This window comes from Marilutibacter spongiae (assembly GCF_014145325.1).
GTDB lineage: Bacteria > Pseudomonadota > Gammaproteobacteria > Xanthomonadales > Xanthomonadaceae > Marilutibacter > Marilutibacter spongiae.
This window is the reverse complement of record NZ_JACHTF010000020.1, coordinates 24,164-39,544: the sequence shown is the minus strand read 5'-3', so window position 1 is coordinate 39,544 and position 15,381 is coordinate 24,164. Positions and strand designations below refer to the sequence as shown.

General features: G+C 68.8%; 20 protein-coding genes. All 20 read left to right on the top strand.

What is annotated here, in order from left to right; all coding sequences use genetic code 11:
• Positions 1-5: 5 nt before the first annotated feature.
• Complete coding sequence (locus H4F98_RS15095; RefSeq protein ID WP_182688666.1) at positions 6-221, top strand: hypothetical protein; 216 nt, start codon at positions 6-8, stop codon at positions 219-221.
• Positions 218-1,249: a CHC2 zinc finger domain-containing protein gene (locus H4F98_RS15090; RefSeq protein WP_182688665.1), complete on the top strand. Its 1,032-nt coding sequence runs from the start codon at positions 218-220 to the stop codon at positions 1,247-1,249. Before H4F98_RS15095 ends, H4F98_RS15090 begins: the two co-directional genes overlap by 4 nt.
• A gap of 2 nt (positions 1,250-1,251) precedes the next feature.
• On the top strand, positions 1,252-2,646 hold the full coding sequence (locus tag H4F98_RS15085; protein ID WP_182688664.1) for a virulence-associated E family protein: 1,395 nt from the start codon (positions 1,252-1,254) through the stop codon (positions 2,644-2,646).
• Between the two features lie 404 nt (positions 2,647-3,050).
• On the top strand, positions 3,051-3,626 hold the full coding sequence (locus H4F98_RS15080) for a hypothetical protein (protein ID WP_182688663.1): 576 nt from the start codon (positions 3,051-3,053) through the stop codon (positions 3,624-3,626).
• Complete coding sequence (locus H4F98_RS15075; RefSeq protein WP_182688662.1) at positions 3,623-5,806, top strand: terminase gpA endonuclease subunit; 2,184 nt, start codon at positions 3,623-3,625, stop codon at positions 5,804-5,806. The genes H4F98_RS15080 and H4F98_RS15075 overlap by 4 nt, the downstream gene beginning before the upstream one ends.
• Positions 5,803-6,123 carry a hypothetical protein gene (locus H4F98_RS15070; protein ID WP_182688661.1) on the top strand — a complete coding sequence of 107 codons (321 nt, stop codon included), beginning with the start codon at positions 5,803-5,805 and terminating at the stop codon, positions 6,121-6,123. Before H4F98_RS15075 ends, H4F98_RS15070 begins: the two co-directional genes overlap by 4 nt.
• Before the next feature lie 134 nt (positions 6,124-6,257).
• Complete coding sequence (locus H4F98_RS15065; protein ID WP_343064777.1) at positions 6,258-6,479, top strand: primosomal replication protein PriB/PriC domain protein; 222 nt, start codon at positions 6,258-6,260, stop codon at positions 6,477-6,479.
• Entirely contained in the window at positions 6,479-8,053 is a 1,575-nt protein-coding gene (locus H4F98_RS15060; RefSeq protein WP_182688660.1) for a phage portal protein, read from the top strand. Before H4F98_RS15065 ends, H4F98_RS15060 begins: the two co-directional genes overlap by 1 nt.
• A complete protein-coding gene (locus tag H4F98_RS15055; RefSeq protein WP_246373270.1) occupies positions 8,050-10,263 on the top strand; it encodes a ClpP-like prohead protease/major capsid protein fusion protein in 2,214 nt (737 codons plus the stop codon). The genes H4F98_RS15060 and H4F98_RS15055 overlap by 4 nt, the downstream gene beginning before the upstream one ends.
• 80 nt (positions 10,264-10,343) lie before the next feature.
• Positions 10,344-10,700 carry a DUF2190 family protein gene (locus H4F98_RS15050; protein ID WP_182688659.1) on the top strand — a complete coding sequence of 119 codons (357 nt, stop codon included), beginning with the start codon at positions 10,344-10,346 and terminating at the stop codon, positions 10,698-10,700.
• Between the two features lie 103 nt (positions 10,701-10,803).
• Complete coding sequence (locus H4F98_RS15045) at positions 10,804-11,328, top strand: glycosyl hydrolase 108 family protein (RefSeq protein ID WP_182688658.1); 525 nt, start codon at positions 10,804-10,806, stop codon at positions 11,326-11,328.
• A complete protein-coding gene (locus tag H4F98_RS15040; RefSeq protein ID WP_182688657.1) occupies positions 11,328-11,696 on the top strand; it encodes a hypothetical protein in 369 nt (122 codons plus the stop codon). The genes H4F98_RS15045 and H4F98_RS15040 overlap by 1 nt, the downstream gene beginning before the upstream one ends.
• Position 11,697: 1 nt before the next feature.
• Positions 11,698-11,976: a hypothetical protein gene (locus tag H4F98_RS15035; RefSeq protein ID WP_182688656.1), complete on the top strand. Its 279-nt coding sequence runs from the start codon at positions 11,698-11,700 to the stop codon at positions 11,974-11,976.
• On the top strand, positions 11,973-12,335 hold the full coding sequence (locus H4F98_RS15030) for a hypothetical protein (protein WP_182688655.1): 363 nt from the start codon (positions 11,973-11,975) through the stop codon (positions 12,333-12,335). The genes H4F98_RS15035 and H4F98_RS15030 overlap by 4 nt, the downstream gene beginning before the upstream one ends.
• Positions 12,332-12,628, top strand: a complete 297-nt coding sequence (locus H4F98_RS15025) for a hypothetical protein (protein WP_182688654.1) — start codon at positions 12,332-12,334, stop codon at positions 12,626-12,628. Before H4F98_RS15030 ends, H4F98_RS15025 begins: the two co-directional genes overlap by 4 nt.
• A complete protein-coding gene (locus H4F98_RS15020; RefSeq protein WP_182688653.1) occupies positions 12,628-12,924 on the top strand; it encodes a head-tail joining protein in 297 nt (98 codons plus the stop codon). Before H4F98_RS15025 ends, H4F98_RS15020 begins: the two co-directional genes overlap by 1 nt.
• The gene (locus H4F98_RS15015) at positions 12,917-13,339 is read left to right on the top strand and encodes a hypothetical protein (RefSeq protein ID WP_182688652.1); all 423 of its coding nucleotides are present in this window, start codon (positions 12,917-12,919) and stop codon (positions 13,337-13,339) included. Before H4F98_RS15020 ends, H4F98_RS15015 begins: the two co-directional genes overlap by 8 nt.
• Positions 13,336-13,935: a hypothetical protein gene (locus H4F98_RS15010; RefSeq protein ID WP_182688651.1), complete on the top strand. Its 600-nt coding sequence runs from the start codon at positions 13,336-13,338 to the stop codon at positions 13,933-13,935. Before H4F98_RS15015 ends, H4F98_RS15010 begins: the two co-directional genes overlap by 4 nt.
• 64 nt (positions 13,936-13,999) lie before the next feature.
• The gene (locus tag H4F98_RS15005; RefSeq protein WP_182688650.1) at positions 14,000-14,749 is read left to right on the top strand and encodes a phage tail tube protein; all 750 of its coding nucleotides are present in this window, start codon (positions 14,000-14,002) and stop codon (positions 14,747-14,749) included.
• Positions 14,749-15,291 carry a DUF6631 family protein gene (locus H4F98_RS15000; RefSeq protein WP_182688649.1) on the top strand — a complete coding sequence of 181 codons (543 nt, stop codon included), beginning with the start codon at positions 14,749-14,751 and terminating at the stop codon, positions 15,289-15,291. The genes H4F98_RS15005 and H4F98_RS15000 overlap by 1 nt, the downstream gene beginning before the upstream one ends.
• Positions 15,292-15,381 lie beyond the last annotated feature (90 nt).

Below are 15,381 nucleotides of genomic sequence, written 5' to 3'. Positions count from 1 at the left end.
GCGAAGTGAGCGTGAGCCATTGCATGGGCAAGGCGCTCGAGATTGCGGCGGGCCCCCTGGACACCTGGGCCGGCAAGATTGCCGCGCTGCCGGACGCCTGCCTCCACAGCGACTGCGGGGCGCCGCGCAACTGCCGCGAGCGCATTGCCGACTACCTGCGGGTGCAGTACCGCGCCGCGAAGCGCAAGGCCGCCATGCCCTCCAAGAAGGGGGCGCGATGAACCGGATCGACGTCGGCGCCCTGAGGGCGCAAGTCGACATCGTCCAGGTCGTCGGTGCCTACGTCGACCTGAAGAAGGACGGGCGCGAGTACAAGGGACGGTGCCCGTTCCACGACGAGCGCACGCCCAGCTTCTATGTCTCGCCCAGCAAGGGCTTCGTGCACTGCTTCGGCTGCGGTGCCCACCACGACGTGATCGACTTCTTGCAGCGCTATGAGGACATCACGTTCCAGGAAGCGTGCGCACGTCTGGGCGGCGATGCATTCCGCCCCTCACCGGAGGCCCGTCCCGCGCAGCGGGCGCCCCAGGTTGAACAGGCGGGCGGCAAGTGGGTACCGCTGATGCCCGTCCCGGACGACGCCCCCGAGCTGGTGCAGGGCGATGGCTGGACCGTACCGGTGTGGAACGTGAAGCGCGGCAAGTTCTCGCGCTTCAAGCCGGTGACCGCGTTCGACTACCGCGACAGCCAAGGTCGGCTGATCGGCTACGTCCTACGGTGCGAGTTCGAGGATGGAAAGATCACCCCAACGGTGACCTGGTGCATCGGCCCTGACGGAGCGATGCAGTGGTGCATTCAATCCTTTCCCCGGCCGCGGCCCTTGTTCGGCCTTGACGCGCTGGCAGATCGCCCGGGCGCACCCGTGCTGCTGTCCGAGGGCGAGAAATGTCGCGCGGCTGGCGCTGACGCGCTGCCCATGTACGTGTCGGTCAGCTGGGCCGGCGGTGGCAAGGGCGTGGCGTACGTCGACTGGTCGCCCTTGGCCGAGCGTGACGTGGTGCTCTGGCCGGATGCGGACGACGCCGGCCGCCAGGCCATGCTCGGCCACCGCGATTACGCGGGACGCTTCCACGTCGGGGTCGCCCAGTTGCTCAAGCAAGCCGGGGTGCGCTCGATGCGCGTGGTGGACCCCGCGGGCCAGCCGAAAGGCTGGGATTTGGCCGATGCGCTGGCGGAAGGGTGGACCCCTCGCCAGCTGGCCACCTGGGCGGCGCACCGCGTCGCTGAAATCGACGTGGTGCGAGGGTGAGCGTGGCGCGTAAGCGACTGGAGGTCATTGACGGTGGCGGTACGCCGCCAGGCGGGGGCTCGCCGGGCGACAGCGATTGGCGCCTGGCGTTGACGACGAACCGCGACGGTCGCATCGAGAGCACCTTGCACAACCTGATGCTGATCCTCGAGCACGACGACCATTTCGCCGGCGCCTTCTGGCTGAACGAGTCGAGCAACCAGGTGGTGCTGGCCAAGGATCCACCCTGGGTGGGCGGCAACCGCGACGAGTTCACCGACACGGATGCCTGCGAACTGGCGGCCTGGCTGCAGCGGCCCGATCGCTACAGCATGCTGGTCAGCGACGAGATGGCGCTCAAGGCGGTCATCACCGTGGCCCGCCGGCACAGGCGGCACCCGATCCGTGAATACCTGCAAGGCCTGAATTGGGATGGTACGCCGCGCGTGGAGCGCATGTTCGTCGACCTGTTCGGGGTCGAGGACCGTGCCTACAACCGGCACGCGGCCCAGTGTTTCATGGTCAGTGCCGTCTCGCGCATCCTGTGGTTCGACCCCAAGCAACCCATGGTGGGCGCCAAGGTGGACTTCATGCTGGTGCTGGAAGGCATCCAGGGAAAGAAGAAGACCACGGCCATGGGCGTGCTGTTCAACCCGAGCTGGTACGTCGAAACGCTGGAGTCGCCCTCGGGCAAGGACTTCTACCAGGTGATTCTGGGGTGCTGGGGCGTGGAGATCGCCGAGATGGACAGCTTCACGAAGGCCGATATCACGGCAGTGAAGGGCGCCATTACCCGCCGCGTCGACAAGTATCGTGCGCCGTACGAGCGCGTGCCTCGGTCCTACCGCCGTGAGTGCGTGTTCGTCGGCACCACGAACGAGACCGAATACCTGCGCGATCACACCGGTGGCCGACGCTTCCTACCGGTCCGGATCCAAGACGGGGGACAGATCGACCTTGACCGCCTGCAGGCCGTGCGCGACCAGCTGTGGGCTGAGGCGGTCGCGATGTTCAGCGCCGGCTTCCAGTGGTGGGACCTGCCCGATGACGCCGGCGACGAGCAGGAGGCGCGCTACTTCGAAGACAGCTGGGAGGGACGCGTGGCGCGCTGGCTCGACGGCAGGGACCCTGGCGAGAAAGCGTACCCATCGAGGCTCTACGGCAAGACGCCCACCTGGACCACGACCGATGAGCTGCTGCTGTTCGCCATTGGGGTGGACGCAGCCAGGCATGGCCGGCCGGAGCAGATGCGCGTGGCCAACATCATGAAGCGGTTGGGATGGCGCCACGATCGCGGTATCGTGCCCGGCGGGCGCCGTGAGCGACGGTGGCTGCAGCCGGGCCTGACCTGGGCCGCGATGGCGGCCGCCGAGACGCCTGGCAAGGCAGCAGGGGGTGACGATGACATCCCGTTCTAGCCCGACCTTGGGCGCGCTGCCCAACCTCTGCCCAACCTCCTGCCCGACCTCGGGCCTTTCGCCGTGGGCATTGCCCAACCTGCCCAACCTTTTGTCCCTCGCGTGTATGGAGTGGGTCCGCCACTACATTCTCCCCATGTGTAATAACAGGTTGGGTAGGTTGGGTAGGTTGGGAATAGCCAACAGCCGCAAGGGTTTCCGCTTCCCAACCTCCTGCCCAACCTCAGTCGAGGTCGGGCAGGGCGAGGCGGGCCCGGTCGGGCGCGGCACCGCGAGGGGCGCCGGCCCCCGGCGCGCGGGTCCTCCCGGGGCGCCGGGTAGTGCGGGTAGCGAGGCCGCGAAACTCGTGCAAGTTTTTGATTTTGTTATTGGTTCCGGGGTTCCGATGGTGGCAGGGGGTTCCGGTGACCGCTGAAACCCGCTTCATGACGACCGCCGAGTACGCCCAGCACCGAGGATGCAGCGACTCCTACGTCCGCCGGATGCGCCGGGACGGGCGGTTGAAGCTGGCGCCGGATGGCAAGCGCATCGATGTCGCCGCCAGCGACGCCCTCCTGGCGGAGACCACCGATCCTGTGCGTGGCGGCGATCGCACGCGCGACGCGCACGACGCGACACCAGGTGACGACGTGCCCACGGCGACCGTCGCGCCGCTGCATGACCGGGTCGATCTGCGCGAGGCCATGCGCCGCGAGCGTCTCGCCAAGGCGCGCGAGGCGGAGCTGCGCCTGGGCGAGCTCTCTGGCGCGCTCACGCGCACGCACGACGTCCGCCGCGACACCTTCACGCTGGCGCGGCAGGCGATGGAGCGGCTGCGCCGCATGGGCAGCAAGCTCCGGCTCAAGCTGGCCGCGGAGTCCGACCCGCATGCCTGCGAGCAATTGATCAACGACGAGGTGGCGCGTATCAGCGAGGAAATGCAGAAGGCGGCCCAGGCGCTGGCGCAGAAGCGCGCCATGCCGACCGAGGACGCCGCATGATGCTCGAGACCTTCGACGTCGACTTCGACGTCCAGCTCGCTGACGCGAGCGCGGTCGTCGCCGCGGCCTGGGCGGAAGGGTGGACCATCCCGGCGCGCATGACGGTCAGCCAGTGGGCCGACAAGTACCGGCAGATCGCCCAGGGCGCCGGCGCCGAGCCGGGCGAGTGGCGCACCAGCCGCACGCCCTACCTGCGCGAGATCATGGACGCGCTGAGCGAGCACACCCGGGTCACCGACGTCACGTTCAAGAAGTCGGCGCAGATCGGTGCGACGGAAGTCGGGATCAACTGGGTCGGGTACGTGATCGACCGCGGCCTGGACTCGATGATCGTGGCCCAGCCGGTGAAGGACCTGGCGCGCAGCTGGAGCGTGTCCAAGTTCGAACCGGCCGTGGCGATCATGCCGACGCTGCAGGCCAAGCTCGAGAGCGACAACACCTTCGAGAAGCAGTTCCCGGGCGGCACGCTGTGGACGATCTGGGTCAACTCGAGCAAGCAGCTGCGCCAGCGCACCGCGCGCTTCGTGTTCCACGACGAGTACGACGAGTCGCCGACCGATATCGGTGGTCAGGGCTCGGCCGCCGAACAGCTCGCCGCCCGCGCCATGTCCTACGGCGATCGTGCCAAGCGCTACCGCGCTTGCACGCCGACGGTTGCCGGGGCGAGCCAGATCGACGATGACTTCCAGGACGGCGACCGTCGCTATTACCGCGTGCGTTGCCCGGAATGCGGCGCGCACCAGGTGCTCAAGCCCGACAACCTGCACCCGCAAGGCTTCTTTGCCTGCACCGCCCACGGCTGCGAGATACGCGAGCACCATCGCGAGGCCATGCTGCGCGAGCGCAGTGCCTGCCCGGACTGCGGTGAGGTGCCGCTGCGAGTGATCCATGCCCAAGAAGGCAAGGGGCGGCTGGTCTTCGCGGATGTGTGCTGCCGGACCGTCATCGATCCACCTGCGCCCGACGGCGCCTTCTGGGAGCCCACGAATCCCGAGGCGCCGCGCTCGCACCAGAGCTATCACATCTGGGCCGCCTACTCGCCGGAGGGCATTGGCGACTCGTGGAAGGCGATCGCCGACAAGCGCGCCGCCGCCGAGAAGAACCCGGACAAGCTGGCTGGCTTCACCAACCTGGTGCTGGGCGAGGTCTACGAGGGCGAGCGCAAGACCCAGAACGCCGAGGACGTGAAGTCGCTGGCTGAGCCGGGCGTCCATGCCGGCGTCGTCCCGGAGGCGGGTCTGATCCTGACCGCCGGCGTCGACCTGGCGCACGACCGCTTCGAGGTCCAGGTGGTGGCGTGGGGTCGTGGCCAGCGAGGGCGCGTGGTCGAGTACGCCATCCTCGATGGCGATCCCTCCAAGCCGGATGGCTACGCCGAACTCGACCGGTACCTGCAAGGCGTGTGGCACAACGTCCATGGCAGGCCGATGCACATTCGCGCCGTGGCGATCGACGGTGGCAACTGGACCGAGATGGCGGCCAAGTTCGTGCAGTCGAAGGTGGCGAGCTCGGGCCGCGACCGGATGATCCAGGTCGATCGGGGCTATCGCACACAGGCGCTCTATCTGATCCGCGGCCGCGCCGAACACAAGTCCGAGCGCGCAGTGTACCGTCCCTCCAAGACCGAGGTGAACGACCGCGACAAGACACTCGCGCGAAGCGTCGGTGTCTGGGGCGTGGGCACCAGCGTGCTCAAGCACATCATCTACGGCTGGCTGTCGTCGGCGATCCTGGCAAAAGAGGCCGCGGACAAGGACGGTGAGCCGGATCCGATCGACGCGCGCATGATCCGTTTCCCCGGCGGGCGGGGCGAAGAGTACGACCCGCTCAAGCCGGATCCGGGCGCCTTGGAGCCCAAGTACTTCGAGGGCCTGGTGGTGGAGTACTTCGACGAGGCGGCGAAGAAGTGGATCCGGCCGAAGGGCTCCTACAACGAGCCGCTGGATACGCTGGTCTACGCGCTGTGGGCCGCCTACGCGCCGGCCGTAAAGATCGATGCCATGCGCGAGGCGCAGTTCAAAGCCCTGGAAGCAGCGCTCCTGCCGGACCCACAGGACCTCTTTAGCCAGCCGGCCCATGATTCCCGTGAAACATCGACGCCGGCGAAGCCGGCCAGCGCGCCACCCCGGGCGGCACCGAAGCGGGGTGGCGTCGTGGATGGGGATTGGAACATCGGATGAGCAACAGCCGAGACCTCGACAAGACCGAGGCCCTGCGCGCGGAGCTGGTGCAGGCGATCGTGGAGGACCTGGGCGCGACGGAGTCGATCGCGCTGCCGTTCGCCAACGTCATCGTCGACTACCTGCAGCGCGAATACCCGGGTGAGCGTCTGTACATTCCCAAGCCGGGGCGGCAGTACGACGTGTCGCAGATGGAAGTAGAGCTTCGCAACGGCGCCGACGCATCGCGCGTCGCGGGACGCCACGGGATCACGGTCCGGCATCTGCGCCGCCTGTTCCCCGGCGGACTGCCAAAAGGTGGCGCTGAAGCGGCCTAAAGGTGTGCCGCGGACATGTTTTGGCAAAACTTGTCCGCGCGCAATCCTGAAACGTAAGCAGGGCAAGGCTTTCAGATTCGGTCGCGGACACGTTTTGCCTACGAATGTCCGCGCGACCCCGGCAACCTACTCATGTGCCGACCCTCAACCAACAGCGACTCGACCTCTACCTGGCCGCCGAGGCGAAGATCCTCTCGGGCCAGTCGGTGCGCTTCGGCGACCGGCAACTGACGCGCGCAGACCTTGAGGCGGTCCAGAAAGAGATCGCCCGCTTGCAGACGGTCGTGGATCGCGATGCGCGCGTCGCAAATGGTGGGGGCCGCTTCTCCCAGGCCGACTTCGGAGGCCGGATCTGATGGCGGGCTTGACCGCCACCGTCGCCCGTGAGCGCCTGCAGGCCCTGATCCCCACGGATCACGCGGTCATCGCTGCGGAGGCGCGCCACGACCAGACCCGCCGCGAGCTGGACTCGGCCCGGCGCGTCCAGGCGGTGGTCCACGAAGCCACCCGCCCAAGCCGCAGCCGCAAGATGGCGATCGATCACGGCAGTGGTGACCGCATCGTGGGACTGGACGCCAAGCAACTGCGCGACAGCGCCCGTGCGCTGTGCCGCGACCACGACGTGGCGCGGACCGTGCTCTCGGTCTTGGTGCAGAACGTGGTCGGGTCGGGCATTGACGTGATCCCGGCGCCACGCCGGCGCGGCGGCAAGGTCGATCGCGGCCTGGCGCAGGACCTGCGCGATGCCTGGGACCTGTGGTGGGACCGCCCGGAGGTCACCTGGCAGCACGATTTCGGGAAGTCGCAGCAGCTCCTGTTCGGTGGCTGCGCTCGCGACGGCGAGTCCTTCTTCCAGGACCTGACCGGCCGCATCCCGTACCTCGACCACGGCACCGAGGTGCCGTTCTCGATCGAGATGCTCGAGGCGGACCTCATCCCCCTCGACTTCAACGACGAGGCCCGCAACATCCGGCAGGGCGTCGAGCGCAATGCCTGGGGGCGCCCGGTCGCCTGGCACGTCTACAAGCAGCACCCGGGCGACGGCCTGTACTGGAAGGCCGAGACCAAGCGCGTGCCGGCCGAGTTCATCTGTCAGCTCGCCAACATCGACCGCATCCACCAGGTGCGCGGTTTGTCGATGTTCGCCCCGGTCATGAACCGGCTGCGCGATATCCAGGACTACGAGGACAGCGAGCGCATCGCGGCCAAGGTCGCCGCCAGTCTGTGCGCGCAGATCATCAAGGGCGACGCTAGCGGCTATGGCTCGAGCAAAGACCCCGTCACCGGGCAGGCGCTGGAGGCGGCGGCCTACCGTGCCCTGACGATGGTGCCCGGCATGATCGGCGACGACCTGCTGCCCGGCGAGCAGATCGAGATCCTCGACAGCAAGCGTCCCAACCCGAACGTCGCGGTCTACATCAACGACCAACTGCGCCGGGTCGCCGGGGGTACCAGCACCAGCCACAGTTCCGTGTCGAAGAACTACGACGGTACCTATTCCGCGCAGCGCCAGGAGTTGGTGGAGCAGTGGGGCGCGTACGCCATGCTCGGCGAGTTCTTCACTGCACGCACGATGCGCCCGATCTGGACCCGCTTCGTCCAGGCCTGCCTGCTGGCGCGCATCGTGCGCCTGCCACGTGGCTGGACGCAGCGCGAGCTGATGGCCGCCATCTTCGTGCGGCCGCAGATGCCCTGGATCGATCCGCTCAAGGAAGCGCTGGCCCGGGGCGAGATGGAGGACCGCGGCTGGCAGGCGCCACAGCAGAACATCCTGCTGTCGGGCAACGACCCAGAAGAGGTGCTGCGCCTGCGTGAGGACTGGCGAGACCAGACCGCCGGCCAGTCGACGCCTGAAGGCACGAACCCCGACGACACGCGCGCATCGCGGCGGAGCCTTGCCCGCGCCCTCGCGCTGAAGGAGCCCGAATGACCATCAAGCTGAAGAAGATTCCGCAGGCCATGCGCGCCATCCTGGGCCGCGGCGGCGACCGGCGTACCTCGGCCGCGGCGGCTGCCCGCGCCGTTCCCGGCCGCATGGAGGTGCGCGCCGAGGCCGGCGATGACCAGGCCGAGCTCCTGATCTACGGCAACATCGGCGAGAGCTGGTGGGAGGACACGGTTACCGCCAAGTCGGTGGTCGACGAACTGGGCGATATCAGCGCCAGCACCATCGTGGTGCGCATCAACAGCTACGGCGGCGCCGTCTCCGACGGCGTGGCGATCTACAACGCCCTGCGCCGGAAGGCGAGCGAGGGCGCCACCATCGACGTGCACATCGATGGGATTGCGGCCTCGATCGCCAGCCTGATCGCGATGGCCGGCGACACGATCACCATGCCCGACAACACCCTGATGATGCTGCACGCGCCGTGGGGCTTCGCCTACGGCAACAGCGCCGAGCTGCGCGAGTACGCCGACGTGCTGGACACCTTCGGCAAGGCGATGGCCACCAGCTATGCCCGCAAGAGCGGGCGTCCGGCCAGCGAGTTCGAAGCCCTGTGGGCGTCGGGCAAGGACTACTGGTACACCGCCGCGGAGGCCGTGGATGCCGGCCTGGCCGATGAGGCTGTGGATGCCGAGGCGCCGGAGGAAGCCGAAGAGGACGCCGCCGCGAGCGCGGCCGCTCTCCAGCGCCTGTCCGCACGAGCGCCCCAGCACATCGCCGCACAGCTCGACGCGCTGCTTCACCCGCGCGACTCCCATGCGACGGCCGCCGCTGCCGCGCACCCCACCCCCCGTTCGCCGGCGGCCGCCGGCACCACTTCGCCGGCCGTGTCCGGCATCCATGAGGACATCGACATGCCGAACCCGACCCGCACCGCGGCGGCCGAACCCGCGGCCAACCCGCAGAACGCCGAGAGCCCGATCGCGGCCCTGCAGGCGCGCAACGCCGAGATCCGCGCGATCGCCACCCCGCACCTGGGCCACCCGGATGTGCGGTCGTACTACGACGAGGTGATCGCCGGTGCCGACCCGGAGGTCACCGCGGACGACGTCAGCCGCCGCATCCTGGCGCTCATCGGCCAGGGCCGCGAGCCCATGAACGGCAACGCCGCCGTGGCGGCCGGTGACGATGACCGGGATAAGAAGCGCCAGGCGATGGCGCTGGCCATCGACTCGCGCCTGGGCGTGACCCGCGCGGCAGGCGACAACCCCTTCCGCGGCCACACCATGTTCGAGCTGTCGCGCGCCTGCGCGGAAGCGGCAGGGGTGAACACCCGGGGCATGGACCGCATGGAGATCGTGGCCAGCTCGTTCACCCACAGCACCAGCGACTTCCCGCTGCTGCTGAGCGACGTCGCGCACAAGTCGCTCAAGCGCGGCTACGAGGAATCGCCGGAGGTCTTCCCGCTGTTCACCCGTCCGGTGACGCTGACCGACTTCAAGCCCACCAGCCTGGCGGGCCTGGGCCGCTTCAGCAACCTGGACATCGTGCCCGAAGGCAGCGAGTACAAGTACGGCACCTTCAACGAGTCCGGCAGCCCGCTGCGCCTGGTCACCTACGGCAAGATGTTCAGCATCACCCGCCAGGCAGTGATCAACGACGACCTCAATGCCCTGGCCGACGTGCCGCGCAAGATGGGCCAGGCCGCCAAGCGCACCCTGGGCAATGCGGTGTTCTCGATCTTCACCAGCAACCCGGTGATGTCGGATGGCAAGGCCCTGTTCCATGCCGACCACAACAACCTGGTAAATCCCGGCTCGGCGATCAGCACCACCACCGTCGATGGCATGCGCGTGCTGATGGCCACCCAGAAGGACGCCGCTGGCAACGTGGTCCGCGTGCCGCTGAAGTTCCTGGTGGTGCCGGTGGGCCTGGGTGGCCTGGCGCGGACCGTGCTGGAGAGCCAGTTCGAGGTCAGCGGCAGCAAGAACAACACGACCCCGAACATCGTGCGCAACACCTTCGAGGTGATCGAGGACCCGCGCCTGGACGCCGCCGACCCGGCCGCCTGGTATGGCGTGGCCGACCCGACGTTCTACGACGGCATCGTCGTGGGCTACCTCGACGGCCGCCAGGAGCCGTACCTGGAGTCCAAGCAGGGCTGGAACGTCGACGGCACCGAGTGGAAGGTGCGCCTCGACGCGGCCGCGGCCGCGGTCGATCACATCGCCCTGGCCAAGAACCCCGGCGCGTGACGGGACGGGTGGGGCGGCTGATGGCCGCCCCACCGAGCTCGAAGCACGCCTCCCCGTAACGCCATTCTCGGAGAACCCTCATGGCGAAAAACTTCATCCAGCCGGGCAATGTCATCGACTACACCGCCGGCGCCAACCTGTCCTCGGGTGTGCCCCTGATCGTGGGCATCCTGCTGGCCATTCCGATCGCCGACATCGCCAATGGCGACACCGGTGCCGTACAGATCGAGGGCGTGTGGGAGCTGCCCAAGCTGTCGACGGCCGTCATTCCCGTCGGCGCTGCGGTCAACTGGGACTCCGACGTCGGCGAGGTGATCATCGCCGCTGGCGGCGCGGGCGACCTCAACGCCTTCGGCGTCGCGATCGAGGCCGCCGGCAACGGCGCGACCACGGTCAAGGTCAAGCTGACCCCCGGCAGCGGCGTCGCCGGCAGCTGATCGTGACCCCGCAGCCCCGCCATCGCTTCCCTGAGGCGACCCCCGCCCGCCGCCGACTCGTCCCGGCAGCGGGTGGGGTGATCGCTTGCATGGAGCGTCGGCCGTGAGTTCGGCATTCGAGTACTGCCTGCGGATCTTGCTCGGTCACGAGGGTGGCGAGGTCAACCACGCCGCGGACCCGGGCGGTCACACCAACCTGGGCATCACGCAACGGACCCTGGATCGGGCACGAGGCGTGATCCAGCACCTGCCCGCATCGGTTTCCAGCCTCACGCTCCTTCAGGCCAAGGTGATTTACGACGTCATGTACTGGCGCCCGATTCACGGCGACGCACTGCCACTGGGCCTGGCCTTGCTCGCGTTCGACGCATGTGTGAACCAAGGTGAGGGCGATGCCAAGCAGTTCCTGCAGAAGGCCCTGCGCGTCAAGGTCGATGGCCAGATCGGTCCGCGGACGCTTGCCGCAGCGGCACGAGCCGGCCGCGCCGAGCTTGAAGAGTACGCGGCACTGCGAATGCACGACTACATGCTCCTGGACCACCTGGACGACACGTTCGGGCTCGGCTGGAGCCGCCGCTTGTGTCGGGTCTTCGCCACGGCACTGCTGGCAGAACAGGGGGGAGCCTGATGCGCAACGAAGTATTCGCCACCGTCATGTCCAAGCAGGTCCCGGCCGCCAGCGGCGCCGTGGGCATGGTCATTCTGGGCGTGCCGTACGGCGTCCTGATCGCCGCGCTGCTGGGCGCGACCCTGAGCTTCTACTTTCGCAAGGGCGAGCCCGAGACGCGCATCCCGCGCGTGGTGTTCGGGATCGTGGCGATGGCGTTTTCGGGCGCGTGGTTCTCGCTGGTGCTCCCGCACGTCGACTTCATCGGCCTGGGTGCCATGGCGGCCAAGGTCGACCCCAGTGCGCGTGCGGGCCTGTGCGCGTTGGCGTTCCAGTCGATCTGGAACCTCGGCCACCGCTTCGTCGAGCGCAAGGTGGAGGCAACCTGAAATGAGCTGGCTCTGGACCGCGTCGAACCTGATGGCCTGCGGTGTGATCTGGTTCGTGGCCATGTACTTCTACCTGCGCCATGGCCGCCCGCGCTGCGTGCGCCACCATGCCAGCCAGATCGCCCTGGTGTTCGTGGCCGTCGGCGCGATGGCGATCGCCATTTCCGAACTGCGCGGGCACCCCGCGCACTGGTGGGAGATCCTGTTCCGCATCGGCGTGGCGCTGCACATGGCGCACTGGCTGTGGCGCTGGCGCCTGCAGCGGGGGCGAATCGCATGACGCGCATAGCGATCGCCTTGGCCATCGCCCTGGCCCTGTCGCTACTGGGCAACGGCCTGCAGCTCTACCGCGCCGGCGGCGCCGGTGAGCGGGCGGACGCCGCCCTGCAGGCGGCCCGGGACGCGGGCGCCATCGCGGCGCTGCACGGCCGACTGGACGTGGTGAACGGCGTGGCACGGGCTGCGGACGCCGACAACGTGGCGCTGCTCGCATACCTGGCGTCCCTGGTCGAGCGCGGGCGCGAGCGCGTCACCGAGTTCCGTACGGTCGAGCGCAACTTGCCGCCGATGCCGGGCAACTGCGGCCCCGGGGCGGCGCGCGTGGAGGCATTCAACCGGCTCTCGGGGGCGACGCCATGACCCAGCTGCTGATGGCCGTGGCCCTCGCACTGGCGCTCGCCGGCTGTGGGCCGAAGCGCCCCGGCCCGCCGCCGCCGGCCGTCCCGGCCCTGTGCAATGCCCTGTGCTACGTGCCCTGCAATACACAGGCGCCGGCGTGGACGCCCCGCGACCCGGACAGCCCCGAGGCCTGGCGCGAGCTGGGCGAACAGGTCATCGCGCCGCTGGTCGGCCAGCTGGACCAGTGCGAGGCGCGCCGCAAGGCCTGCGCCCAATGCATCGAGCGACACAAGGCCAATGGGGTGCTGCTGTGATGCTGGACCCGGCGTTCACCGACATGGACGACAGCCTGTTCGAGGTCTTCGGTGTCGACGGCACGGTCCAGCGCGGGCTCGACGTGGCCGTGCCCGTCCGCCTGATAATCGACGAAGGCGTCGCGCGCCTGGGTGACCACGGCCAGAAGATCGGCCAGGTCACGGTGGCGAGCTTCAAGGTGCCGCAGTGGCGGCCCAAGGTCGGCGACCTCGTGACCATCGATGGGGTGGCCCGCAAGGTCGATGACGTCGACAGCGACGACGGCTATGTGGCCCGGGTGGTGCTCCTTGGCTGACACCCCGATCCCCTGGGCGATCCTCCAGGCCATCCAGGCGCGCCTGCAGGTCATCAGCATCGCAAACGGCTACCACACCGATGCCGGCGACGACGTTCGCATTGAGCCCAGTAAGACTGACCCGGACGCACCGCTGATCACCATCTACAGCGGCAGCATCGTTGGCGACAACGAGCGCGTGCGTGGCCAGCGTGAGTTCGACCTCATCATTGAGGCGCAGGTGCCGGTCGGGTTCGACAACGCGCACGCGCTGGTGGTGGCGATCACCGACGACATCGAGGCCGCTCTGGACCAGTGGCTGCCCCTCCCCGGTGCACTGCCGCTGCAGTGGCTGGAGGCGGTGTATCTGGACCGGCCGGAAGGCCTGCCCGTCATGGCCTCGCAGTCGATGCTGCGCACGGGGTATCGGCGATGACGCGCCGGGACAACGTCCGCTTCGAGTTGCAGGGCGAACTGGCCGCGGTGCGCAATGCCCAGGCGCTGGGCGCGCAGTTGCCGTACGTGCAGGACCGCGCGATCGCCACCCTCAAGCGCCGACTGCCGGTGTTCGCGCGTCGCGATATCCAGGCCGAGTACAACCTGAAGGCCGGGCGCATCAATCAGGACCTCATCGTTCGCGGCGACGGCAACGGTATCTCGCTGTCCGGCCGCTGGGGACGCGGCATCGGCCTGTTGAACTTCGGCGCCCGCCAGGTGCGCAAGGGCGTGACCGCCGCGATCTTCCGCGGCAAGCGCGAGCTGCACCAGGGTGCCTTCAAGGCCCGCCTGCTCAGCGGCAACACGCAGATCGTGACGCGGTCCGGAGCCCCGCGGCCGATGACGGCGGGCCGCTACAAGGGCAAACGCCGAGAGCCGTTGGCCGTCGAGTACGGCGCCACGATCGCCCAGGCCCTGGCCAAGGGGCGCCGCCCCGAGCGCATCGCCGACTTCGCCCGCGGCGTGCTCGCCGCCGAGGTCGACCGCCTGCGCGAATCCTACGAACGCCGTGGGCGAAAGAGCGCCAGCGGATGAACCCCGACCGGTGGCCTGCGGCCCCCGATTCCTTGACCTCATCGTTTAACCGGAGATCGCCGCGATGAAAGACTTCAGCTTCCAGGGCCGTATCGAGCTCGGCACCCGCCTCGCGGGCCCCAAGCCGGGCAAGCTGTTCTGGGTGGGCGACCAGTCGTCCTGTGACCTGACCTTCGAGACCGACACCGAAGACCGCACCGAAACCTACTCGGGCAACCGCCTGCAGTCGGCCCAGCTGACCACGGCCACCCGCGTGAGCCTGGGGCTGGTGCTGCGCTACGGCACGGCCGAGAACCTGCAGCTGGGCCTGTATGCCACGCCGAACAACGTCGCCGGCGCCAGCGTGACGGACGAGGCGCTGCCGGACGCCCTGGTGGCCGGTGACCGGATCGTGCTGGCCAAGGGGGCCAACGTGTCGGCGCTGACGCTCAACGACGCCACCCCGGCGCCCGTGGATTCGGGCGACTTCGTACTGGAAAACGCCGCCGGCGGAATCGTCCGGATCATCGATCCGACGGGCTACACCCAGCCGCTGACGGCCGACTACACCCACGAGGCGTTCACCAGCCTGCCGTTCTTCACCGCGCCGCCGCCGGAGCGCTACCTGTACCTGCACGGCGTGAACACGCTCGACAACAGTCCGGTGCGCCTGCACTTGTACCGGGTGAAGTTCCAGCCGATCGCGAGCCTGCCGCTGATCAATTCCAGCTTCGGAGAGATCAGCCTGACCGGCACCGCGCTGTTCGACAGCGAAGGCGCGCTCGATCCGACCTTGGGCGGCTTCGGTCGCATGGAAATCCCGCAGGAGTCCTGATGGCCCGCAAGTTGCCCCGGGAGGACGCCCCTCCCGCCGCGCCAGCGACCGCGCCGCCCGCCGTCCCCGATCCGGGGACGGCGGGGCTGAACACGCTCGCGCCCGACCTCACCACGCAGATCGCCGGCCGCGAGGTCACCATCCGCGAGTACGGCTTCCTCGAGGGCCTGGGCATCGCCGAGCGTGCCAGCGACCTCATCGCCGACATGGTGGCGCTGTGTGCCGACGGCACCATGCGCTACGCACGGGTCCGGCGCCTGTTCGGCAAGCACCGCGCCGTGGTGGTGCCCATCGCCGCCGAGTCGGCGGGTGTCGAGCCGGAATGGATCGAACGGCTGGAGCCGGCGGACTCGGAGCTGTTCCTGAGCACGTGGTTCACGGTGAACAGCGGTTTTTTCGTGCGCGAGGTGGCCGTGGACATGCGGGACGCGGCGCTGGCGGCCGCACATCGCGTGTCGACTGGTTCGAGCTCTTCGCCCGGCTCGCTGCCGCCGGGATCGGAGACCACGACCGCCTCGGACGGCTCACCGAGCGTCAACTGAGGGCCTACGACGCCGCCCTGGCTCGCCTGGAGCGCCGCACGCGCGCCAACGCGATCGAGGACGCGGCCGTGGCGCACTGGGGCGGCAAGG

Excerpts from the sequence above, each read along its gene's own strand:
- H4F98_RS15005 (WP_182688650.1), top strand. The coding sequence starts at position 14,000 with ATGAAAGACTTCAGCTTCCAGGGCCGTATCGAGCTCGGCACCCGCCTC.
- H4F98_RS15075 (WP_182688662.1), top strand. The coding sequence starts at position 3,623 with ATGATGCTCGAGACCTTCGACGTCGACTTCGACGTCCAGCTCGCTGAC.
- H4F98_RS15050 (WP_182688659.1), top strand. The coding sequence starts at position 10,344 with ATGGCGAAAAACTTCATCCAGCCGGGCAATGTCATCGACTACACCGCC.
- H4F98_RS15030 (WP_182688655.1), top strand. The coding sequence starts at position 11,973 with ATGACGCGCATAGCGATCGCCTTGGCCATCGCCCTGGCCCTGTCGCTA.
- H4F98_RS15020 (WP_182688653.1), top strand. The coding sequence starts at position 12,628 with ATGCTGGACCCGGCGTTCACCGACATGGACGACAGCCTGTTCGAGGTC.
- H4F98_RS15060 (WP_182688660.1), top strand. The coding sequence starts at position 6,479 with ATGGCGGGCTTGACCGCCACCGTCGCCCGTGAGCGCCTGCAGGCCCTG.
- H4F98_RS15090 (WP_182688665.1), top strand. The coding sequence starts at position 218 with ATGAACCGGATCGACGTCGGCGCCCTGAGGGCGCAAGTCGACATCGTC.
- H4F98_RS15000 (WP_182688649.1), top strand. The coding sequence starts at position 14,749 with ATGGCCCGCAAGTTGCCCCGGGAGGACGCCCCTCCCGCCGCGCCAGCG.
- H4F98_RS15025 (WP_182688654.1), top strand. The coding sequence starts at position 12,332 with ATGACCCAGCTGCTGATGGCCGTGGCCCTCGCACTGGCGCTCGCCGGC.
- H4F98_RS15040 (WP_182688657.1), top strand. The coding sequence starts at position 11,328 with ATGCGCAACGAAGTATTCGCCACCGTCATGTCCAAGCAGGTCCCGGCC.
- H4F98_RS15035 (WP_182688656.1), top strand. The coding sequence starts at position 11,698 with ATGAGCTGGCTCTGGACCGCGTCGAACCTGATGGCCTGCGGTGTGATC.
- H4F98_RS15070 (WP_182688661.1), top strand. The coding sequence starts at position 5,803 with ATGAGCAACAGCCGAGACCTCGACAAGACCGAGGCCCTGCGCGCGGAG.
- H4F98_RS15010 (WP_182688651.1), top strand. The coding sequence starts at position 13,336 with ATGACGCGCCGGGACAACGTCCGCTTCGAGTTGCAGGGCGAACTGGCC.
- H4F98_RS15055 (WP_246373270.1), top strand. The coding sequence starts at position 8,050 with ATGACCATCAAGCTGAAGAAGATTCCGCAGGCCATGCGCGCCATCCTG.